The organism is Pseudomonas sp. HD57-3 (genome assembly GCF_056113135.1).
Map to the genome: position 1 here is coordinate 3,268,376 of NZ_CM148568.1, position 21,731 is coordinate 3,290,106.

Annotated in this window: 23 protein-coding genes; 13 read left to right on the plus strand and 10 right to left on the minus strand. The window is 62.0% G+C overall.

The annotated features are described in order from the left end of the window. The first annotated feature begins 37 nt into the window (after nt 1-37). Nucleotides 38-1,069, plus strand: coding sequence for an Ldh family oxidoreductase (locus AC0R79_RS14655; protein ID WP_474730165.1), 1,032 nt, complete (start codon nt 38-40; stop codon nt 1,067-1,069). A gap of 55 nt (nt 1,070-1,124) precedes the next feature. On the opposite strand, the gene AC0R79_RS14660 is transcribed toward AC0R79_RS14655, so the two are convergent. Next, entirely contained in the window at nt 1,125-1,442 is a 318-nt protein-coding gene (locus tag AC0R79_RS14660; RefSeq protein ID WP_007957537.1) for an ElaB/YgaM/YqjD family protein, read from the minus strand. Between the two features lie 153 nt (nt 1,443-1,595). Here AC0R79_RS14660 and AC0R79_RS14665 point away from each other — a divergent pair, with 153 nt between their 5' ends. After that, complete coding sequence (locus AC0R79_RS14665; RefSeq protein WP_007957535.1) at nt 1,596-1,850, plus strand: hypothetical protein; 255 nt, start codon at nt 1,596-1,598, stop codon at nt 1,848-1,850. Here the strand turns inward: AC0R79_RS14665 and AC0R79_RS14670 are convergent, their stop codons facing one another. Continuing rightward, entirely contained in the window at nt 1,851-2,765 is a 915-nt protein-coding gene (locus AC0R79_RS14670; protein WP_474730168.1) for a LysR family transcriptional regulator, read from the minus strand. Nucleotides 2,766-2,849: 84 nt separating this feature from the next. On the opposite strand from AC0R79_RS14670, the gene AC0R79_RS14675 reads away from it, so the two are divergent. Beyond that, complete coding sequence (locus tag AC0R79_RS14675; protein WP_375747040.1) at nt 2,850-3,773, plus strand: carbon-nitrogen hydrolase family protein; 924 nt, start codon at nt 2,850-2,852, stop codon at nt 3,771-3,773. Here AC0R79_RS14675 and AC0R79_RS14680 read toward each other — a convergent pair. The 4 genes from AC0R79_RS14680 to AC0R79_RS14695 form a co-directional block, all read right to left on the minus strand. After that, complete coding sequence (locus AC0R79_RS14680; protein WP_474730171.1) at nt 3,763-4,320, minus strand: GNAT family N-acetyltransferase; 558 nt, start codon at nt 4,318-4,320, stop codon at nt 3,763-3,765. The genes AC0R79_RS14675 and AC0R79_RS14680 overlap by 11 nt on opposite strands. A gap of 50 nt (nt 4,321-4,370) precedes the next feature. After that, the gene (locus AC0R79_RS14685; protein ID WP_041475259.1) at nt 4,371-4,844 is read right to left on the minus strand and encodes an LEA/WHy family protein; all 474 of its coding nucleotides are present in this window, start codon (nt 4,842-4,844) and stop codon (nt 4,371-4,373) included. A gap of 70 nt (nt 4,845-4,914) precedes the next feature. Next, entirely contained in the window at nt 4,915-6,381 is a 1,467-nt protein-coding gene (locus AC0R79_RS14690) for a nucleobase:cation symporter-2 family protein (protein ID WP_474730172.1), read from the minus strand. 142 nt (nt 6,382-6,523) lie between these two features. Beyond that, nucleotides 6,524-7,423, minus strand: coding sequence for a LysR family transcriptional regulator (locus AC0R79_RS14695; RefSeq protein WP_085603968.1), 900 nt, complete (start codon nt 7,421-7,423; stop codon nt 6,524-6,526). Nucleotides 7,424-7,522: 99 nt separating this feature from the next. On the opposite strand from AC0R79_RS14695, the gene AC0R79_RS14700 reads away from it, so the two are divergent. The 7 genes from AC0R79_RS14700 to AC0R79_RS14730 all read left to right on the plus strand — a co-directional run bounded on the left by AC0R79_RS14700 (nt 7,523) and on the right by AC0R79_RS14730 (nt 13,133). After that, the gene (locus AC0R79_RS14700; RefSeq protein ID WP_474730175.1) at nt 7,523-8,614 is read left to right on the plus strand and encodes a polyamine ABC transporter substrate-binding protein; all 1,092 of its coding nucleotides are present in this window, start codon (nt 7,523-7,525) and stop codon (nt 8,612-8,614) included. A 26-nt stretch (nt 8,615-8,640) separates the two neighbouring features. Continuing rightward, nucleotides 8,641-9,600: an agmatinase gene (gene speB, locus AC0R79_RS14705; RefSeq protein ID WP_085603965.1), complete on the plus strand. Its 960-nt coding sequence runs from the start codon at nt 8,641-8,643 to the stop codon at nt 9,598-9,600. Between the two features lie 88 nt (nt 9,601-9,688). Continuing rightward, nucleotides 9,689-10,405: a helix-turn-helix transcriptional regulator gene (locus AC0R79_RS14710; protein WP_085603962.1), complete on the plus strand. Its 717-nt coding sequence runs from the start codon at nt 9,689-9,691 to the stop codon at nt 10,403-10,405. Between the two features lie 51 nt (nt 10,406-10,456). Further along, on the plus strand, nt 10,457-10,798 hold the full coding sequence (locus AC0R79_RS14715; protein WP_007957516.1) for a nuclear transport factor 2 family protein: 342 nt from the start codon (nt 10,457-10,459) through the stop codon (nt 10,796-10,798). A 22-nt stretch (nt 10,799-10,820) separates the two neighbouring features. Continuing rightward, nucleotides 10,821-11,939, plus strand: coding sequence for a cell division protein ZapE (gene zapE, locus AC0R79_RS14720; RefSeq protein WP_474730178.1), 1,119 nt, complete (start codon nt 10,821-10,823; stop codon nt 11,937-11,939). A 17-nt stretch (nt 11,940-11,956) separates the two neighbouring features. After that, on the plus strand, nt 11,957-12,538 hold the full coding sequence (locus AC0R79_RS14725) for a DinB family protein (RefSeq protein WP_474730180.1): 582 nt from the start codon (nt 11,957-11,959) through the stop codon (nt 12,536-12,538). A 97-nt stretch (nt 12,539-12,635) separates the two neighbouring features. Beyond that, nucleotides 12,636-13,133: a GNAT family N-acetyltransferase gene (locus AC0R79_RS14730; RefSeq protein WP_007957513.1), complete on the plus strand. Its 498-nt coding sequence runs from the start codon at nt 12,636-12,638 to the stop codon at nt 13,131-13,133. 83 nt (nt 13,134-13,216) lie between these two features. Here the strand turns inward: AC0R79_RS14730 and AC0R79_RS14735 are convergent, their stop codons facing one another. The 4 genes from AC0R79_RS14735 to AC0R79_RS14750 form a co-directional block, all read right to left on the minus strand. Then, the gene (locus AC0R79_RS14735) at nt 13,217-13,423 is read right to left on the minus strand and encodes a hypothetical protein (RefSeq protein ID WP_007957512.1); all 207 of its coding nucleotides are present in this window, start codon (nt 13,421-13,423) and stop codon (nt 13,217-13,219) included. A 185-nt stretch (nt 13,424-13,608) separates the two neighbouring features. After that, nucleotides 13,609-15,855, minus strand: coding sequence for a TonB-dependent siderophore receptor (locus AC0R79_RS14740; protein ID WP_474730184.1), 2,247 nt, complete (start codon nt 15,853-15,855; stop codon nt 13,609-13,611). Between the two features lie 144 nt (nt 15,856-15,999). Continuing rightward, nucleotides 16,000-17,751: a phosphoethanolamine transferase CptA gene (locus AC0R79_RS14745; RefSeq protein WP_474730186.1), complete on the minus strand. Its 1,752-nt coding sequence runs from the start codon at nt 17,749-17,751 to the stop codon at nt 16,000-16,002. Between the two features lie 212 nt (nt 17,752-17,963). Next, complete coding sequence (locus tag AC0R79_RS14750; RefSeq protein ID WP_127798040.1) at nt 17,964-18,146, minus strand: DUF6026 family protein; 183 nt, start codon at nt 18,144-18,146, stop codon at nt 17,964-17,966. Nucleotides 18,147-18,418: 272 nt separating this feature from the next. Between AC0R79_RS14750 and gnd the strand changes: the two genes are divergently transcribed. From gnd to AC0R79_RS14765, 3 genes are read left to right on the plus strand one after another with little or no spacing between them, the layout of a single operon-like run. Next, on the plus strand, nt 18,419-19,399 hold the full coding sequence (gnd, locus tag AC0R79_RS14755; RefSeq protein WP_007957507.1) for a phosphogluconate dehydrogenase (NAD(+)-dependent, decarboxylating): 981 nt from the start codon (nt 18,419-18,421) through the stop codon (nt 19,397-19,399). Next, the gene (gene zwf, locus AC0R79_RS14760) at nt 19,396-20,919 is read left to right on the plus strand and encodes a glucose-6-phosphate dehydrogenase (RefSeq protein ID WP_127798041.1); all 1,524 of its coding nucleotides are present in this window, start codon (nt 19,396-19,398) and stop codon (nt 20,917-20,919) included. The genes gnd and zwf overlap by 4 nt, the downstream gene beginning before the upstream one ends. Next, nucleotides 20,916-21,725 (plus strand): HAD family hydrolase, encoded by an 810-nt coding sequence (locus AC0R79_RS14765; protein ID WP_474730188.1) that lies wholly within the window; start codon nt 20,916-20,918, stop codon nt 21,723-21,725. The genes zwf and AC0R79_RS14765 overlap by 4 nt, the downstream gene beginning before the upstream one ends. Nucleotides 21,726-21,731: the final 6 nt, after the last annotated feature.

Here is a 21,731-nt window from a genome sequence, read left to right on the forward strand (position 1 = left end):
GCTGTTGTTCCCTCCAATAATTACTCTGGAGCTTCAGATGTCTGCGCCACACGATCATGCGGTCTCGTCCACGGTGTCCCTGGACGAGCTGACTCAATTGCTGGAAACGATTTTCACCCGTCACGGCACCTCGGCCGAAGTCGCCCGAACGCTGGCCGCCAATTGCGCCAACGCCGAACGAGACGGTGCGCACAGTCACGGCGTATTCCGGATTCCCGGTTATGTCTCGACGCTCAACAGCGGCTGGGTCAACGGCCAGGCCGTGCCGAAAGTCGAGGATTTGGCTTCAGGGTTTGTCAGCGTCGATGCCGGCAACGGTTTTGCTCAACCTGCGCTGGCGGCGGCGCGTGCACTGCTGGTGGAAAAGGCCCGGAGTGCCGGGATCGCGGTGTTGGCGATCCGTAATTCCCATCACTTCGCCGCGCTGTGGCCGGACGTCGAGCCTTTCGCGGATGAGGGTCTGGTGGCGTTGAGCGTGGTCAACAGCATGACCTGCGTGGTACCCCACGGTGCCGACCGGCCATTGTTCGGCACCAACCCGATCGCCTTCGCCGCACCACGGGCCGACGGTGCGCCGATCGTGTTCGACCTGGCCACCAGCGCCATCGCCCATGGCGACGTGCAGATCGCCGCGCGCAAGGGCGAGAAACTGCCGGCAGGCATGGGCGTCGACAGCCTTGGCCAGCCGACCTGCGACCCGAAAGCGATTCTGGAAGGCGGTGCATTGCTGCCGTTTGGCGGGCACAAAGGTTCGGCGCTGTCGATGATGGTCGAGCTGCTGGCCGCCGCGCTGACTGGCGGCAATTTCTCGTTCGAATTCGACTGGAAGAACCATCCGGGGGCCAAGACCCCGTGGACCGGTCAGTTGCTGATCGTGATCGACCCGAGCAAGACCGCCGGGCAAAGCTTCGCCGAACGCAGTCAGGAACTCGTGCGGCAGATGCACGGGGTAGGGCTCAAGCGTTTGCCGGGTGATCGGAGGCATTTGCAGCGGGCCAAATCATTGGCCAAAGGGATCGAGCTGGATCAACAGACCCTGTCGCAGCTGCGTGAACTGGCCGGCGAATGAGTGTTTGCCGGACATGAAAAAGGCGAGCCCGAGGGCTCGCCTTTTTTGTTCGCGCTCAGCGGCGACCGAGCAGCAATCCGACCACCAGACCGAACCCGGCGGAAATCGCCACGGTCTGCCACGGGTGCCCGCCGATGTAGCTCTCGGTGGCGTCCACCGCCGGTTTGGTGCGGTCACGCACGCTGGTGACCGAATCCAGGGCCTGCTGCAGTTTCTGGGCGATTTGCCCGCGCAGGGTCTCCGCTTCCTCGCCGACCAGCGAGGCACTGCTCTTGAGCAGTTTTTCCGACTCTTCGATCAGCGCCTGAAGTTCGCTGAAGGCCTGGTCCTTGATTTGGTCTTCGGCGGCTTGAACGGCGGTTTTCCGGGCCATTGGGTGACTCCTTGCAGGTGAATGGACAGTGAACAATGGAGTGTGGCGCGACTTGAAAAGTTGCAGCGATTTTCCATCCGGAGCAAAAACCAGCGTCAGAGGTTTCCGTCCAGCGTGTAAGATGTCGCCATTTCATGCAGCAGGTAATTCCCGATGAGTTTCAATCTGGCCGACAAATCCCTCGCAGAGCGCGCCGCGCTGGAAGACGAGAAATCCCGACTGTTCGAACTCTGGCAGAACAATCTGGGCAAAGCCAAGGGCGAAGCCGCGCGGTTGTTCGGCGAGCGCTCCAAGCGCAAGGGCAAGTGGGCCGAATTCGTGCGCGCCGAACTGGACGGCATGTCGCCGCCGGAATTCGCCAACATGGTGCGCAGTGAAGTCAATCGCCTGATGGCGGCCAACAAGTAATCACTCGGCCCTGAAACTGGCGCCAATCGCTTCGCGCACCGTCAGCACCACCGGATCGATCTGGGTGCTGGTGCGCCAGCCCAGTTCGATCGGGTAACGCGGCAGCGCCAGCGGGCAGGGCAGCAGTGCCAGCCCGCTCATTGCAGCAATCGCCTGCGCCGCGTGGGTCGGAATGGTCGCCACCGCATCGCTGCCCTTGAGCAGATGCGGCAACGCCGCGAAATGCGTGGTCGAGGCGCAGACCCGGCGACTGCGGCCCAGCGCCGCCAGCCCTTCATCGGTGATCCCGATAAAGCCGCCCGACGACACCAGAAGGTGCTCGCGGGTGACGAATTCCTCCAGATCGATCTGCTGCTGGCCCGGCGCCAGGCTCGCCGGATCCACCAGACACGCGTAACCCCCTTCACCCAACACCTGACGGCTGAGCAGTCGCTCGGCAAACCCACCGGCGGTGATCGCCAGATCGATGCTGCGCTCCATCAGCGCCCGAGCGACGATCTGGCTGTGGGTCTGGCGGAAGATCAGCCGCAGTTTCGGCGCGCGGCGGGCGATTTCCTCGATCAGCCGGCGGCCATAGGCGATTTCGAAATCGTCCGAGAGGCCCACGGTGACCGAGCGTCCTTCGTAGTGATTGGCCGTCGGGTCGACCATGGCCAGGCTTTGCCGGCACTTGTTCAGCGCATCGCTGACCACCGGTTTCAACTGATTGGCCTTGAGCGTCGGCGCCAGCCCCCGGCCGGTGCGCACGAACAATTGATCGCCATACACCTCGCGCAATCGCCGCAGAGCCGCGCTGACCGCCGACTGGGTCACGCCCAGACGCAAGGCCGCGCGGCTGGCGCTGGACTCTTCATGCAGGGCTTCGAAGACTTTCAACAGGTTGAGGTCGACGGTTGCGATATTCATCTGGCTCATATCATTCAGCAGTGGATCGGTCTTTATTCATGATCCCGTGGCGCCGGAGAATGAGCAACACCTGAACTTCACGGAGTGACCGCCATGCCCAAATCAATCGTTGCCGCCCTGCAGATCGGCGCCTTGCCCGGTGGCAAGGCTGACACCCTGGAACAGATCCTGAGCTGGGAAACCGCGATCATCGAATCCGGCGCCGCGTTGGTGGTGATGCCCGAAGCGTTGCTCGGCGGTTACCCGAAAGGCGAGGGCTTCGGCACGCAGCTGGGTTACCGCTTGCCGGAAGGGCGCGAGGCCTACGCCCGTTATTTTGCCAACGCCATCGACGTGCCGGGCGCCGAAACCGAAGCGCTGGCCGGGCTGTCGGCGCGCACCGGGGCCAACCTGGTGATCGGCGTGATCGAGCGGGCCGGCAGCACCTTGCATTGCACCGCGCTGTATTTCGACCCGCAGGCCGGCCTTGTGGCCAAACACCGCAAACTGATGCCCACCGGCACCGAACGGCTGATCTGGGGTAAGGGCGACGGTTCGACGCTACCGGTGCTCGACACGCAGGTCGGCAAACTCGGCGCGGTGATCTGTTGGGAAAACATGATGCCGCTGCTGCGTACGGCGATGTACGCCAAGGGCATCGAGGTCTGGTGTGCGCCGACCGTGGATGAGCGCGAGATGTGGCAGGTCAGCATGCGCCATATTGCCCATGAAGGGCGCTGCTTTGTGGTCAGCGCCTGTCAGGTGCAGGCCTCGCCGAATGAGTTGGGTGTGGAGATTGCCAACTGGCCGGGGGATCGACCGCTGATCGCCGGTGGCAGCGTGATCGTCGGGCCGATGGGCGATGTGTTGGCCGGGCCGTTGCGCGGCGAGGCCGGGCTGCTCACCGCCGAGATCGACACCGCAGAACTGGTGCGCGCCCGCTACGACTACGACGTGGTCGGCCACTATGCGCGGCCGGATGTGTTCGAGTTGAGCGTCGATGAGCGGGCTAAACCGGGCGTGCGGTTCACGGTTTGACGGACTGTCGGCGCCGCCATTCTTCGCGGGTGATTTCCCAGATCTCCCGTGGGAAGCGGCCGCCGACGAAGTCGTCCTCATCGGTGCGAATCAAGCGCATGCCAGCGCGTTCCGATAGCTTTCGCGAGCCAAGATTCGGTGCGGCTTTCGGCACGCGCATCAACGGCTGATCAAGGGTTTCGAACCAGTACCGGGTCACGGCTTCGCTGGCTTCGGTCATCAGGCCCTGACCCTGCCAGGCCGGGGCGAGCCAGAACCCACGGTGGTTGTCCGGCTCGTCCATCAGGCTGATGTTGCCGATCAATTGCTCCGGTGCCGATTTGAGGCGAATCGTCCAGTGCCACTCTTTGCCTGCCGCAATGGCCGGCAGCGCAATGTCACGCAAGTAGGTGAGGGCGCCGTCGTCCGGATAAGGCCAGGGCACTAAGGCGTTCAGATATCGCACCACTTCCCAGTGGGGAAATTGCTGCTGGATGGCCTCGGCATCCGCGAGTTCAAGCGGGCGCAAGATCAGTCGTTCGGTGTACAGCGTAGGGGTGTCTTCCATAAACCTGCGGCTTCCATGTTTCTGATTAAACGCTGCAGGCTACCGCATCTTTACCAGGTTGCGGCACTGGCCCTCGGCAGACTCAGCTTGCCGGTATCGACAAAGCGCATCGTGCCAAACAACCCGCCGGCCAGTTTGCCGCGCAGCACATAGGGCAGGTTGTCGAGGGTTTGGGTCTGGCTCAGGCCCAAGGTCTGGCGCAGCACCGAGAACGCGGAAATGCTCACCGGGACGCTGACGATGGTTTCGGAAAACCGTGGAATCGAGCCGCTCTGATCGCTCACACCCGACGCCAGCGAGTGACCGTTGACCTCCAGATCCAGCGCGATGCCGTTGTAGTCGATGGGCGTTTCGTTGGGGTTTTGCACCCGCAGCTTGATCGCGAAGCGCACTTCCAGATCCTGGCTCGGCAGCGGTTCGAGGCCGACCACGTTGATGTTCACCGGGTCGCGGTTGGGGAACAGCGCACAGGCGCTGAGGGAGAGCAGTAGCAGGGACAGGATGACGGCTTGGATACGACGCATTGATGCTCTCTCATTGAAAAAGGGCTGAGCCGTCGCCGGTATCAGCCCTTTTTTCATCGAGCGGACAGGATCAACGGTTCAACTGTGCGACAGCGGCCGATGATGCGGGTTCAGCTTTGGCCGGCAGGTCGGGGTTTTCCATGACCTGAAGGATAGAGGCTTCCGGGTCGAAGTCATCTTCTTCCAGCTCGATGAATTCTTCCGGCAGGAAGATATTCAGCACGATCGCACACAGCGCACCGACGGTAATCGGCGATTCGAAGATGTTGCGCAACGCCTGCGGCAGTTCGCGCAGCACTTCCGGCACGGCGGCAATGCCCAGGCCCATGCCGAGGGAAATCGCCACGATCAGCATGTTGCGCCGATGCAGACCGGCCTCGGCGAGGATCTTGATCCCGGCCACCGCCACAGTGCCGAACATCACCAGCTCTGCGCCGCCGAGCACCGGTTTCGGCATCAGTTGCAGCACCGCGCCGATCATCGGGAACAGCCCCAGCAGCACCAACAGACCGGCAATGAAGAACGCGACGTAACGGCTGGCCACGCCGGTGAGCTGAATCACCCCGTTGTTCTGGGCGAAGGTCACCATCGGCATGCTGTTGAACACCGCCGCCATGGCCGAGTTGAGGCCGTCGGCCAGCAGCCCGGACTTGATCCGGCGGATGTACAGCGGGCCTTTGACCGGCTGCCGCGAGATCATCGAGTTTGCAGTCAGGTCACCGGCCGCTTCCAGCGGCGAGACCAGGAAAATCACCGCCACCGGCACGAACGCCACCCAGTCGAAATTGAAGCCGTACTTGAACGGCACCGGCACGCTGACCACCGGCACTTCGGGCAGGTTGGCGAAATCCACGGTGCCCATCAGCCACGCCACCACGTAGCCGAGGGTCAGGCCGATGACAATCGCGCCCAGACGCAGGAACGGTACGTCAACCCGGTTCAACACCACGATGGTGCCCAGCACCAGCGCCGCCAGGAATACATGGCTGGCCGCGCCCAGATCCGCCGCGCCGAAGCCGCCGGCAATGTCGGTCATCGCCACTTTGATCAGCGACAGGCCCATCAGGGTGATGATGGTGCCGGTCACCACCGGGGTGATCAGCATGCGCAACTTGCCGATGAATTGGCTCAACACCACTTCGATGAAGGCGGCGAAGAAGCACACGCCGAAAATAGTCGAGAGGATTTCATCGGTGCCGCCGCCCCGGGCCTTGACCATGAAACCGGCGCTGAGAATCACGCTGATAAAGGAAAAACTGGTGCCTTGCAGGCACAGCAGCCCAGAACCGACCGGGCCGAAGCGCTTGGCCTGAACGAAGGTGCCGAGGCCCGAGACGAACAGCGCCATGCTGATCAGGTACGGGATTTCGCTTTGCAGGCCGAGGGCGCCGCCCATGATCAGGGTCGGGGTGATGATGCCGACGAAGCTGGCCAGCACGTGTTGCAGGGCGGCAAACACCGTTGCGGTGAAGTGCGGACGGTCGTTGAGGCCGTAGATCAGATCGTTGTTGCGCGGGGCTTTTTCAGAGACGGTCATGGTGGTTTGCGTGCCGCAATGCGGGGCCGGGTCGGAAAATGGGTGCGCAGGATGCCGTAAGAGGGGAGCGAGGGCAACGCATGATCGTTCCCACGCTCTGCGTGGGAATGCAGCCGGGGACGCTCCGCGTTCCAAAAAATGATTAGGTTCGACCAAAGGCTGACAGCAGATCTTCTTCAAAAGCCTTCTGCGCATCACCGGGCACCTGCGCCCGATGGCGGGCCAGATGGAACGCCACGTCGAAGCTCAACTCGCCTTCGCGCACCGGTCGCAACAGGCCCTTGTCCTGCCATTGGCGGGCGTAATGGTCGGGCAGATAACCGAGATGTTTACCCGACAGAATGAAGGCGAGGGTGCCTTCGACCTGTTCCGAGCGCGCCGAGCAGACCTTGCCCTGAAACGGCTCGTCACTGCGCAGAAACCGGTAGGGGTGATCGACTCGGTCGCAGGCCTGCAACGCTGCATCATCGGGAGCATCGTTGGTGAACAGAGGATGGCCGGGCGCGCAATACAGATGCTGGGTTTCGCTGAACAGCTCGCGGTAGTCGAACGCGCTCTGCACCTGGGAGAAGTAACCGATGGCCAGGTCCAGCCGCTGCTGCAGCAGCAGGCGCTCCATTTCGCCGGGCATGGCGCTGATCAGCTCGATACGCACCGATTCGTCCCGTTCGCGAAACCGCCGGATCGCATCCGCCACCCGTTGCAGCACCGACTGATCGACCGCTTCCGACAGTCCCAGGCGCACTTGGCCGATCAAGCGTCCGGCGACGCCGTTGGATTGATGGCGGAAGGTTTCGATCGAGTCGAACAGCGCCCGCGCCGCAATCAGCAGTTGCTCGCCCTTGGGCGTCAGGCTGAAACCACCCTTGCCACGGTTGCACACGCGATAGCCGAGACGGGTTTCAAGCTTGGCCATTTGCTGGCTGATGCTCGACTGGCTCAGGCCCAGTTCACCTTGCGCAGCACTGAAACCATTGGATTCGACCACGCCGAGAAACAGCCGCAGAAGCTGAAGATCGACATCGTGGAGCTGACCGAGCATCACATTACTCCGAGATAAAGTCAGGTTAACAAACTTGATATTTCTCGAATGTATCCGACGGCGCATCCTGCCACCACTTCCTTCGGTCAGGTGTTCGTCATGGCTCCCGTCTTCAAGCTGTGTTTGCCCGCTTTGTTGCTTACCGTCTCCATCGCCGCCCAGGCCGAAGAGAAAACCCTCAATCTCTACAGCTGGGCCGATTACGTGGCGCCTGAAACCTTGCAGCGCTTCGAAAAGGAAACCGGCATCCACGTGCGCTACGACACCTTCGATACGTCCGAGGTGCTGGAAACCAAATTGCTCACCGGCGGCAGCGGTTATGACGTGGTGGTGCCGTCGTCCAGCGTGTTGGCCCGTGGGTTGGCCGCCGGCGCGTTGAAGGAAATCCATCACGAAGGACTCAAGGGTTACGCCAATCTCGATCCCGATCTGCTGGAAAAACTGGCGGCGGTCGATCCCGGCAACCGCTACGGCGTGCCATACACCTGGGGCACGCTGGGGCTGGGCATGAACGTCGAAGCCGTCAAACAGCGGCTGCCGGATGTGCCACTCAACAGCCTCGATCTGCTGTTCAAGCCTGAATACGCCAGCAAACTCAAGGATTGCGGGATCGCCATTCTTGACTCGCCGCAGGAAGTGATCGGCCTCGCGCTGCACTATCTCGGTAAAGATCCCTATAGCACCGACAAGAACGATCTGGCCGCCGCCGACGCCTTGTTGCAGAAGTTGCAGCCTTCGGTGCTGTACGTCGCCACCGGCCGGCAGATCAGCGATCTGGCCAACGGCAGCGTCTGCCTGGCGCTGACCTACAACGGTGACGCGAGCATGGCCGCCGATCAGGCGCGTAAGGCCAACAAGCCGTTTGAAGTGGCTTACCGGATCCCGAAGGAAGGCACGCTGGTGTGGCAGGACAACCTCGCCATCCCGAAAGACGCGCCGCATCCGGAAGCGGCACGCACCTTCATCGAGTTCATGTTGCGCCCCGAATCCGTGGCGGCGCTTACCAATACGTTGTTCTTTGCCACCGCCAACCAGGCCGCCACGCCGCTGGTGGATGAAGCAGTGCGCAACGATCCGGACATTTTCCCGAAACCCGAAGTGCGCGAGCGGCTGTACGCCGACCACAGCATGAGCCTCAAGGACATGCGCCAGCGCACACGTTTGTGGACCACTTTCCGTAGCCGTCAATAGCCCTTCATAACAACAGGAACACACCGATGGACGTGCCCATGCAAAACGATCAGGCCCTGACCCGTGACAGCCTTTTCGGCACCGCCGCCGAAAGCACCTACGCCGGGATCACCAGTTTCATGCGCCGGCGCTACAGCCGCGACCTGCGCGGCGTGGACGTGGCGGTCAGCGGTGTGCCGTTCGACACCGCGACCAGCAACCGTCCCGGCGCACGTTTCGGGCCGCGCGGGATTCGTGCGGCGTCCACCGGGATTGCTTGGGAACGTCACTGGCCGTGGGCGTTCGACCCGTTCGATCATCTGGCGGTGATTGATTACGGCGATTGCGACTTCGATTACGGCTCGCCGCATACGATCCCGGAAAGCATCGAGGCCCACGCCGAGCACATCCTCAGCTCCGGCAGCGCGATGCTCACCTTTGGCGGCGACCACTTCATCAGCTATCCGCTGCTCAAGGCCCATGCGCGCAAGCACGGCACGCTGTCGCTGATCCACTTCGACGCCCACAGCGACACCTGGCCGGACGAGGGCGGCAAACGGGTCGATCACGGCACCATGTTCTGGCACGCGGCGCGGGAAGGGCTGGTGGATCCGTCGCGTTCGGTGCAGATCGGTTTGCGCACCACCAATGACGATCATCAGGGCTTTCAGGTGCTGGACGCGCGGCAGGTGCATCGCCGTGGCTGCGAAGCGATTGTCGAGGCCATTCGCGCGCGGGTCGGGGATAACCCGGTGTACCTGACGTTCGACATCGATTGCCTCGATCCGGCCTTTGCACCGGGCACCGGTACGCCGGTGTGCGGCGGCCTGAGCACGGTGCAGGCGCTGGAGATCCTTGGCGGCCTGCGCGGGATCAATCTGGTGGGCATGGACGTGGTGGAAGTGGCGCCGGCCTATGACCATGCAGACGTAACGTCGCTGGCGGCGGCGACCCTGGCCATGGAAATGCTTTGTCTGTACGCGGCCCGGCACAAAGTCGACGCGTGATCCTCTCCGAGCCTGGTGAAAGCTCCTGACAATTTCTGACACCAGGCTCTGCTAAGCTCCGGCAAATTTTTGCCCGGAGCCTTACACCGTGTCGCGAACCACTCGTCTGTTGACCCTGTTGCAAGTGCTGCGCGGCAAGAAACGCCCGGTCACCGCAGCAACGCTGGCCTCCGAGCTGGAAATCTCCGAACGCACCCTCTATCGCGACATCGCCGAACTGACCGCACTCGGCGCGCCGATCCATGGCGAGGCGGGCATCGGTTATGTGCTGCGCAGCGGCCTGTTCCTGCCGCCGCTGATGCTCAACGCCGACGAGACCGAAGCCATCGTGCTGGGCCTGCGTTATGTCGATCAGCGCGGCGACGAGGTGCTGAGCAAGGCTGCGGCGGATGCACTGGCGAAAATCGCTGCGGTGCTGGACCCGCAGGCCCAGGAAGCGCTGCGCAATCCAACCGTCATGCCCGGGCCTTCGGGCTACGGCTTTCCGCAAAACGCGGTGCCGTTGAACGTTTTCCGTCACGCGATCCGCGATCAGGCCAAGCTGCACATCGATTACGCCGATGCGCAGCAGGTGCAGAGCCAGCGCTTGATCTGGCCGCTGGCGCTGGGCTTTCTCAACGAGGTGCGGATCATCGTCGCGTGGTGCGAATTGCGCGGCGCCTATCGCACGTTTCGCACCGACCGGATTGCCGCCGCCAGCCTGCAGGGCGAGCGCTATCCGGGGCGTCGCAGCGACCTGCTGCGCACCTGGCAGCGGCAGATGCAACTGGACGAAAATGGCCGTTTCACTCCTGACAGGAACTGACGCAGGGCTGTTCTAGGATGGCGACAGAACCCGAAAAAAGGAGCTGTAATCATGTTCCATCCCACCTCGATCCTCGCCCCGGCCATCGTTGAGTACATCAACGCCGCCAATGCTCGCGATACGTCCCGGGTCGGCAGTTTTTTTGCCGAGGATGCCCATGTGTTCGATGAAGGCCATCATCAGGTCGGCCCGCAGGCCATCGCCAACTGGATGCAAGACACCGCCCAGCGCTATCAGCCGCGGGTCGAAGTGCTGGGCGTTCAGCAGCGCACCGGCAAAGTGCTGGTGCAAGGGCTGATCTCCGGAACGTTTCCCGGCAGCCCGCTGGAGCTGCGCTACACGTTCCGGCTCAACGAACAGGGCAAAATCGCTCGGCTGGATATTTCCCTGTAGCCATCGTGGCATACTGCCGCGCATGACTTTCGACTCCCCCCTGAGCGCCTGGCAATACGCCGTCGACCACAAGGGCTTCATCCAGGATGAAGCCCAGGAACACGCGGTCTGGGCCTTGCAAAAATGCCATGAAGCCCTGCATGCCGGTGCCCGTTCGGTCACCGGCGTTTACCTGTGGGGCCCGGTCGGGCGCGGCAAAACCTGGCTGATGGACCAGTTCCATCAAAGCCTGCGAGTGCCGGCGCGGCGGCAACACTTTCATCACTTCATGGGCTGGGTGCACCAGCGTTCCTTTCAACTGACCGGGATCGCCGATCCATTGCGGGCGCTGGCACGTGAGTTGGCGGCCGAGGTGCGGGTGTTGTGTTTCGATGAACTGTTCGTCAATGACATCGGTGACGCGATCATTCTCGGGCGGCTGTTTCAGGTGATGTTCGACGAAGGCGTGGTGGTGGTCTGTACCTCCAACCTGCCGCCGGATCAGCTGTATGCCGACGGCTTCAACCGCGACCGCTTCCTGCCGGCAATCACCGCGATCAAGCAGCACATGCAAGTGGTCGCGGTGAATGGCGCCGAAGATCACCGGCTGCATCCCGGCGCCATCGAGCAACGTTACTGGGTCGCTCTGCCGGGGCAGGAGAGCGCGCTAATCCAGGTATTCGACGCCTTGACCGCCGGGCAAACCGTCAGTGCCGAACCGGTGCCGGTCGGTTACCGCGCCTTGAACGTGGTGCAGGCCAGCGATTCGGTGCTGTGGTGCCGTTACGCCGACCTGTGCGAGCAACCGTTCGCCGCCATGGACTTCATCGCGCTGTGCGACACCTACCGGGCTATCCTGTTGAGCGAGGTGCCGAACCTCAGCGCGAAAAAGCGCGAAGGGCGGATTGCCCGTGGCACCGAGGACGGCGCGGAACGGGTGGTGGCCGGCGATCGCGAATTGCCGCAACTGTCGGTGCACGACGACGGCGTGCGCCGCTTCATCGCGCTGGTCGACGAGTGCTACGACCGCAAGGTGCCGCTGTACATCGAGGCCGAAGTGCCGATGGACGCGCTGTACACCGAGGGCTACCTGGAATTTCCGTTCCGCCGGACCCTCAGCCGCTTGCAGGAGATGCAGCTGCAACGCTTCGCCGAGACCTGAAACACGGAGGGCGCGACATGACTCAGCCACTGTCCCACCATTTGCTGACCATGGCCTATCAGAATGCCTGGGCCAACCATCGACTGGCGAAGGCCTGGAGCCAGCTCGATGACGCGCAGCTGACGGCGCCACGGGTGAGTTTCTTCCCGAGCATCCGCCTGACCCTCAATCACATCCTCACCTGCGACTGGTTCTACGTCGATGCGCTGGAACGCGAGTTGCGCGGTGACGAGCCGCATCCCGATTGCTACGTGTTCTTCAACGCTGACGAACCCTTCACCGAGGCGCAGGCCTTGCGCCGTGAACAGGCGCATGTCGACCGTCGGCTGATCGCTTACTGCGAGCAACTGCGCGATGCCGATCTGGGGCGCATCGTCACCATCGCCCGCGACACGCCGCAGCACGACAGCCGTCTGCGGATGATTTCGCATCTGTTCGAACACCAGATCCACCACCGTGGCCAGGTCCACGCCATGCTCAGCGACACGCCGGTGAAGCCGCCGCAACTGGACGAGTTTTTTTGTGCCGGCGAGTCCGGTTTGCGAGCCGAGGATTTCGCCGAACTGGGCTGGACCGAAGAGCTTATCTGGGGGCACTGAAAACGCCGGGTTGTGGCCGGACCTGCCTCGCGCTAAGGTCGCTGGGCCTATCAGTGCGTATCAAACGCGCCGGGGCCCCGTGCGATCGAGGAAGGAAATGGATTCCGCAGAAATTCTTGTGCTTCAAGCCAGTTACACCAACCCGGTGCATGCCGAGGCCATCGGTGTGGTGCTCAATCATTACGCCGAAGACCCGATGGGCGGCGGCCATCCCATTGCTCCCGAACTGTTGCAGCAACTGCCCGCCGAACTGGCCAAGCGGCCCCACGCATTCAGCGTCCTGGCGTTTGTCGGTGGCGAGCCGGCAGGGCTGGTGAACTGCTTTGAAGGGTTTTCCACGTTTGCCTGCAAGCCGCTGGTCAACGTGCATGACGTGTCGGTGGTGACGAAGTTTCGCGGTTTGGGGCTGAGTCAGAAAATGCTGCGCAAGGTCGAGGACATCGCCCGTCAGCGCGGGTGCTGCAAGATCACTCTGGAAGTGCTTGAAGGCAACGCCGTGGCGCAAAATTCCTACGCCAAGTTCGGCTTCGCGCCGGGCATGTTCGACCCGAGTCACGGGCGCATGCTGTTCTGGATCAAGGATCTGCAGGCATAAAAAAAGGCGCCCGGAAAGGGCGCCCAACTGTCATCTGCGGGGCCAGAGCGGAGCCATCGCAGGTCCATCGGTAAAGCGTTCGCTCATGGGCGATAGGACTCGGTGACCTGGGCGGTCTGGTCGTCCGGAACCTTGAGTTCGTTAGTCTTCGCGTCAGCCTGCTGGCTCTGTGCGGAATGAACCGGGAAGTTTGCCCAGTAATGTCTCATGCGCTCGGCGCCGCCTTCGGCGAATGCGCTGGCGGATGCGAGGGTGAGTAGACCTGCAAGGATTGCAGTCGTGGTTTTCATGGTGCCTCCTACGAAAAATGTCGGAGCCGTTCGTCCATGAATCTGGTCCTCGGGGCGCAGTGTCCGTCGAGGGCATTAACGAGAGGTTAACGCTCGTTCAGTGTAGGTTTTACCGGGTGTTTCCACGGCATATCGGACGAACGCTGCACGCGTGAATGACGCGCGCAGGTCGTAAGGGAAGGGCGTCAGAGTTTCCAGTCGAGGCTCAGCGTCACGGTGCGAGGATCGCCCCAGAACACGCCGTTGTAGAAGCCGACGTTGTCGTAGTACTTCTTGTCGAACAGGTTGTCGACGTTGAGGGACGCCGACAGGTGTTTGTCGAACTCATAACGCGACATCAACTTGACCACCGTGTAGGCGTCCTGACTGATTCGCGCCCGCTCGGTGATGATCCGGCCATTGGCGTTGCGTCCGACCGGGCGGTTGGAATTGCCGTAGACGTCGCTCTGCCAGTTCACCGCGCCGCCCACGGTCAGGGCGTTCCAGTTGCCCGGCAAGCGATAGGCCGTGGACAAACGGAACAGGTTCAGCGGCTGGTTGGTGTTGGTGCGGTTTTTCTCGCCGTTGACCGAGTGGGTGTAGGTGTAACCGGCGGTCATGTTCCAGCCGTCGAGAACTTCGCCCGAGACCTCGGCTTCGAAACCGTTGACCTTGTTGCCTTTCCCGCCGGATTTGTAGAACTCCTCCAGCGTCACCGGATCCGGCGGCACCGAGTCATCCACTTCGGCGACGTTGTCCTGCTTGCTCCAGAAAATGGCAGTGGCCAGATTCAGGCGTTCGTCCAGCAGGCTGCCCTTGAGTCCGATTTCATAGTTGCTGCCAACGATCGGTTCGATGAACTTGCGGTTGGCGTCGCGGTAGGTCTGCGGTTTGAAGATGTCGGTGTAGCTGGCGTAAACGGTGTACTCCGGCGTCAGGTCATAGAGCAGGCCAGCGTAGGGCGTCCACATGTCGTTGTGCTGCTGACGGCTGGCATCGACGCTTTCCAGTTGCAGGTTGTCGTCGAAGGTGTTGGCCGTTTTTGACGCCTTCCAGCTGCCGTAACGGGTGCCGAGCACGGCGTGCAGGTCGTCCGTCAGGCTCAGGCGGGTCGCCAGATAACCCGCTTTTTGTTGCGTGCTGTCTTTGGAGCTGGTGAGCCCGGTCACGGTGTCCGGGAATCTGGCGATGTCGCCCATGTACTTCCAGTCGCGGATGGTGCTGTAGTTGCGCGCCACCGGACCGTCAACGGTGTACGGCGAGCTGGAGCTGCGTTCGGCTTCGCCATAGCCGATCATCATCTGATGTTCGCGACCCAGCAGCGAGTAGGGGCCGGACAGGTTGAAGTCGTACGCCTTCATGCGCTGCGGGCCGATCATGTGCGAGCTGTAGGCGGTCATGCCGCTGCGATCGGGCTCGGGGAAACCGGCGCCGGCGTAGTAGACCTTGCCGTCGGTATCGCTCTTGCGGTGGGTGTAGGCGGCTTTCAGGTGCCAGTCGCCCGCCAGGGCCTGATCGAGGGTGGCGAACGCGGTCTTGTCCCGCAGCGGCCAGGAGCTCCAGGAGGTCGCCATGTTGGTCGAGCGTCCGAGGCTGGCCTTGCTGCCATCAGCGTTCCAGTACGGCAAGGTGCCCCACGAAGAGCCTTGTACCTGTTTGTCCTGATAGTCGTAACCGACTGCCAGCACCGTGGAGTCGGTCAGGTCGGCTTCGAGGATGCCGTAGCCGACTTCCCGTTTCAGGGCGTACTTGTCGCGAAACGATCCCTGGTCACGATAGGCCAGCACGCTGCGACCGCGCAGGCGCCCATCGAACGCCAGTGGGCCGCCGACATCGACGTAACTGTAGTAATCGTCATAGCTGCCGCCGCTCGCACCGGCCTGAGCCTGCCATTGGGCGGTCGGGCGTTTGCGCACCATGTTGATGGTTGCCGACGGATCGCCTGCGCCGGTGGTCAGGCCGGTGGCGCCGCGCACGACTTCGATGCGGTCGTAGATGATGGTGTCCGAATCGGACTTCATGTACTGGAAGGTGTTGAGCATCCCGTCGATCTGGAAATTGTTGATCGAGTAGCCGCGGGACGAATAGCTGACCCGATCCGAGTCGTTGTGCTGCACCACGATGCCGGTGGTCTGGCTCATGGCCTCGGACAATGTACCGAGTTTGAAATCATCCATCTGCTGACGGGTGACCACGGACACCGATTGCGGGGTTTCCTTGATCGACAGGTTCAACCGCGTCGCCGTGCTCATGGCGCCGGTGGTGTAGGCGTGGGTGTTTTCGGTGGTGTTGCCCAGGCCTTGGGCGGTGACGCTGGTGGAGGCCAGCTCCAGGGCCGGCGCAGCGGGGGGCGACTGTTTTTCTGTGTCGGTTTCAGCCAGCAGATCCGGGCTCAGTGCAACACTGCACAGACCGAGGGTGAGGGTCATGGAACGGGTGATGGGCGCGAACATCGCAGCCGACTCCTTGTCTTCGAGGGAAAAATTCCGTTTGCTCAAAGACGAAGGCGGGCAGTGCGATTTAGTGTCAAACGAGAAATATTGTTATTTGAAGATGTTTCGCCGAAATGAAAAAAGGGCCGTTTCCGGCCCTTTTTGTTATTCCTGCAGCACCACTTCCGTGGTCGTGGTGGCGGGTTTTTTCGGCTTCATCAGGCTGAAGTCGATCAGGGCCCGCTGTTCGCGTTCGTAAGGGTTGCCGATCAACAGCGGACGCGGCTTGAAGCTGTCGCTGACCAGGCTTTTGGTGCGGTCGAGTTCATCGAAACTCAAGCCGGCCAGATCCGCCCAAGTGTGGATCAGGTGCGAGCTGCTGTAAGGGCGGCTCAGATCCCCGGCGAAACTCCAGTCGTGGTTTTCACGCCACTTCGGCGACGCCCAGGCCATGAACGGAATGGTGTACATCGGCGCCGTCGGCTTGTTTTCGTTGCGGCCCAGCGTGCTGTGGCCCACCGAGTCGAACACGTCTTCACCGTGGTCGGAGAGGTACAGCAAAAAGCCGTTCGGATCGGATTTGGCGTAGTCCTTGATCAGGCTCGAGACCACGAAATCGTTGTACAGCACCGCGTTGTCGTAGCTGTTGTAGGTCGGCACCTGATCATCACGCACGCCGGCCGGAACGCCGTTGCGATCCTGGAACTTGTCGAAGCTCGGCGGATAACGGTACTGGTAGCTCATGTGCGTACCGAGCAGATGCACGACGATCAACTTGCGCGGCGCCGCGTCGGCCAGGGCCTTGTTAAACGGCTCGATCACGTCGCCATCGTACTGCGCGGCGTTCTGGTTGCGGTTGTTGTTCAGGTACACCTGCTCGTCGGCCTGTTCGGAGAACGTCGTGAGCATGGTGTTGCGCTTGGTCATGGTCTGCTGGTTGGTGATCCAGAAGGTCTTGTAGCCGGCCTGTTTCATCATGCTGACCAGCGACGGCGTGGACAGGTACAGGTCCGGGTTTTCTTCGTCGGCGAAGGTCAGCACCTGTTGCAGCGCCTCGATGGTGTAAGGGCGCGGGGTGATGACGTTATCGAAGACCGACAGCTGATCCTTGAGCTTGTCCAGTTCCGGCGTGGTTTTACGCGGGTAACCGTAGAGGCTCATGCGCTGGCGGTTGGTGGATTCGCCGATCACCAGCACCAGGGTTGCCGGCTGGTTGGCGCCCGAGTCCTTGAGGTTTTTCAGCGGCGGGATCTTGCTCGCGCTGTGCAGCATGCCCTGCATGTCGGCCAGGGTTTCCTGATAGCGGTGATAAGCCACGGCCATCTGCCACGGCACGGCCGGCTCGATACGGGTTTCGAATTTCTCGAAGCCCTGGGCGAAGCTGCCGGTGCGCATTGTCTGCTTGATCAGCGGATAACCGATCACGGCCACCAGAATCGCCATGGCGGCGACGAATGCGCGGCCACGGGGCAGGTACACCGGACGCAGGCGGGTCCACAGGAAATAGGCGAACGCGGTGTGCGCGAGGAACGCCGGGACCATCCACCAGGCAAAGTACTGGGTCATGTACTCGCCGGCTTCGGACACGTTCGACTCGAACATGATGAAGATCACGCTCTGGGAGAATTCCTGCTGGTAGATGAAGAAGTAACCCAGGCTGGCCATCGAGCAGGCCCACAGCACCACGCCGATCAGTGCGGCGAGCAGACGGGTGCGTTTGGGGAACAGCAGCATCGGCGCGAGCCACACGGCGCTCATCACGAAGGCCTGGCGGAACCCGGTGAACCCAGAGGTGCCCGTCAACTGGATCAGCAGTTGGGTGATACCGGAGAAGTACCAGAAAAACACGAACAGCCAGAGAAAACCGGCCCAGTCGAAACCTGTCGCAGTCGTATTGCTGCGTTTGAACACCGCCATTCAGCACTCCAGCTCAGTCGTCACATCCACCGCCGGGCGCTTCATGCAACCGGCGCATGAACCCGACGAACGGAGGCCATGCGCACACACGCATGGCCAGAATGCGCCGGAGTATCAACAAGCGAATGTGAAAACTTTGTTAGTTGCCGAAAATGGCCAGAGGTGCAGCATGTCGGGAACGGCAATGGCCGCTCCCGAAACGGGCGGGGAGATCAGGCGTGGGGCGAGCGCTGTACGCGCGGCAAGGGCTTTGGCTCGGCGCCCTGGGTCAGCAGGCGCAATTGCGCGAGTTCCTGCTTGAGCTGATCGCGTTCATCTTTCAACTGCCGCAATTCATCGCGACGGATGGTGACGTACAGGGTTTGTGGCGGCATTGCTGTGTGTACTGTGCCCATTGCTCACCTCGCAAATGGCGTGTCTCAACTGCAGATCAGCCCCGGTTTCGGACCTTGACCTGCTATCGGCGCCGATTTTGATTTCTTTTGCTCGTGAATGGAACTTTTTTATTTTTCATGGTCGTTGTGTCTTCGGCACGTTTCCAGACGTTATCAGTCTGGATCGGGCACAATGCACGGAAACTTCAACCCGACGCTCTGGACTAACCTCCATTAGTCGCGTTGGGCTATACCTTTGACACACTTTTATTTGTAGTAAGGAGCATCAGCACATGCAACTCGGGATTATTGGACTGGGCCGCATGGGCGGCAATATTGCGCGACGTCTGATGCTCAACGGTCACACCACCGTTGTTTACGACCGCAATACCGCCTTTGTCGACACCCTGGCCGCCGAGGGCTCTACCGGCGTCGCCGACCTGCCTGCACTGGTCGCAGGCCTGGCCAAGCCGCGTGCGGTGTGGGTCATGCTGCCGGCCGGCGCACCGACTGAAGACACCATCGAAACCCTGAGCAATCTGCTCGAGGCGGGCGACACCATCATCGATGGCGGCAACACCAACTACAAGGACGACATCCGCCGGGCCAAAACCCTGGCCGAGAAAGGCCTGCACTACATCGACGTCGGCACCTCCGGCGGCGTCTGGGGCCTGGAGCGCGGCTACTGCATGATGATCGGCGGCGATGCCGAGACCGTTAAACGTCTGGACCCGCTGTTCGCCGCGCTGGCGCCGGGCATGGGCGACATCCCGCGCACCAAGGACCGCAAGTCCGATGACCACCGTGCCGAGCACGGCTACATCCACGCAGGTCCTGCCGGTGCCGGTCACTTCGTCAAGATGATCCACAACGGGATCGAGTACGGGATGATGGCGGCCTTCGCCGAAGGTTTCGACATCCTCAAGACCAAGTCCAGCGAGCGTCTGCCGGAAGATCAGCGTTTCGACCTGAACGTGGCCGACATCGCCGAAGTCTGGCGTCGTGGCAGCGTGGTGTCGTCCTGGCTGCTGGACCTGACCGCCGACGCGCTGGCCAGCGATCCGAAACTCGACGGTTTCTCGGGCTCCGTGGCGGACAGCGGCGAAGGTCAATGGACCATTGAAGCGGCCATGGAACAAGCGGTGCCGGTACCGGTGCTGTCCAACTCGCTGTTCTCGCGCTACCGCTCGCGCGGCCAGGGTACTTTCGGCGACAAGATTCTTTCGGCCCAGCGCTTCGGCTTCGGCGGCCACGTGGAGACACCGAAGAAATGACCCATACGATCCGCAGGAAATCCAAGGCAGAACCCGCGCCACCGACCACGCTGTTTCTGTTCGGCGCCCACGGTGATCTGGTCAAGCGCCTGCTCATGCCGGCGCTGTACAACCTGAGTCGCGACGGCCTGCTGGATGATGGCCTGCGGATCGTCGGCGTTGACCACAACGCCATCACCGATGAAGCCTTCGCGCAAAAGCTCGAAGACTTCATCCGCACCGAAGTGGCAGCGAAAGTCGGCAAGGGCGATCAGATACTTGATCCGGCCTTGTGGGCCAAGCTCGCCAAAGGCATCAGCTACGTCCAGGGCGACTTCCTGGACGACAGCACTTATTCAGCCCTGGCGGCGAAAATCGCCGACAGCGGCACTGGCAATGCGGTGTTCTACCTGGCCACCGCGCCACGTTTCTTCAGCGAAGTGGTGCGCCGTCTCGGCAGCGCCGGGTTGCTCGAAGAAACCCCGGAAGCCTTCAGAAGGGTGGTGATCGAAAAACCGTTCGGCTCCGACCTGCAAACTGCCGAGGCGTTGAACGCCTGCCTGCTCAAGGTCATGTCGGAAAAGCAGATCTACCGGATCGATCACTATCTGGGCAAGGAAACCGTGCAGAACATTCTCGTCAGCCGGTTCTCCAACAGCCTGTTCGAAGCGTTCTGGAACAACCATTACATCGACCACGTGCAGATCACCGCCGCCGAAACCGTCGGCGTCGAAACCCGTGGCAGTTTCTACGAACACACCGGCGCCCTGCGGGACATGGTGCCCAATCACCTGTTCCAGTTGCTGGCCATGGTCGCGATGGAGCCACCGGCCGCGTTCGGCGCCGATGCGGTGCGGGGCGAGAAGGCCAAGGTAGTCGGCGCGATTCGCCCCTGGACTACCGAAGAAGCACGGGAAAACTCGGTGCGCGGCCAGTACAGCGCCGGTGAAGTCGCCGGCAAACCGGTGGCCGGTTATCGCGACGAGAACAACGTCTCGCCCGACAGCACCACGGAAACCTACGTGGCGCTGAAAGTGATGATCGACAACTGGCGCTGGGTCGGCGTGCCGTTCTACCTGCGCACCGGCAAGCGCATGAGCGTGCGCGACACCGAGATCGTCATCTGCTTCAAACCGGCCCCGTATGCGCAGTTCCGGGACACCGAGGTCGACGAATTGCAGCCGACCTACCTGCGTATCCAGATCCAGCCCAATGAAGGCATGTGGTTCGACCTGCTGGCCAAACGGCCGGGGCCGGCGCTGAACATGGCCAACATCGAGCTGGGGTTCGCCTACAAGGACTTCTTCGAAATGCAGCCGTCCACCGGCTACGAAACCCTGATCTACGACTGCCTGACCGGTGACCAGACGCTGTTCCAGCGCGCCGACAACATCGAGAACGGCTGGCGCGCGGTTCAGCCGTTCCTCGACGCCTGGCAACAGGACGCGAGCGTGCAGGGTTACGCCGCCGGCGAAGACGGGCCGAAAGCCGCCGATGATCTGCTGACTCGCGATGGTCGCGTCTGGCATGGTCTCGGATGAGCGAGCCGATCCGTTTTCTGTTGAGTGACATGGACGGCACGCTGTTGCTGCCCGATCACAGCCTGAGCCAGCGCACGATTGACGCGGTTCGTGCGCTGCGCGAGGCGGGCGTGCTGTTCAGCCTGGCCACCGGGCGGCCGCCCAAAGCCATGTTGCAGCAGATCGAAGCGCTGGGCGTCGATCTGCCGACGGCGGCGTTCAACGGCGGCACGATCGTCAACCCGGATGGCAGCATTCTGGTTGCGCATTACCTGCCCGTAACGGCGGCGTTGACTGCACTGGCATTGTTCGCCGATCAGCCGGATGTCGAAATCTGGGTGTTCAGCGGCGGCGACTGGCTGCTCAAGGATCCGCACGGGCCGATGGTGCCGCGCGAGCAGCACGGGCTCGGTTATCCGCCGGTGGTGGTGGAGAGCTTCGAGCCGTATCTGGAACGCATCGACAAGATCGTGGCGACCAGCAACAACACCCAATTGCTGATCGAACTGGAGGCGCAATTGCTGCCGAAGGTCGAAGGGTTGGCGCAGGTGTCGCGATCGCAACCGGTTTTTCTGGATGTGACTGCGATGGACGCCAACAAGGGTGCCGCACTGGCAACCCTGGCGGAGCACTTGGGCGTACCGCTGGCGCAGACCGCCGCAATTGGCGATGGCGGCAATGATCCGGCGATGTTCCATGTTGCCGGGTTGTCGATTGCCATGGGGCAGGCTGAGGATGCGGTGAAGCGTCAGGCCGACATGGTGACGGGGCCGAACACCGAGGATGGTGTGGCACAGGCCATCGAAAAGTACCTCTTGCCGCGCTGATCGAGG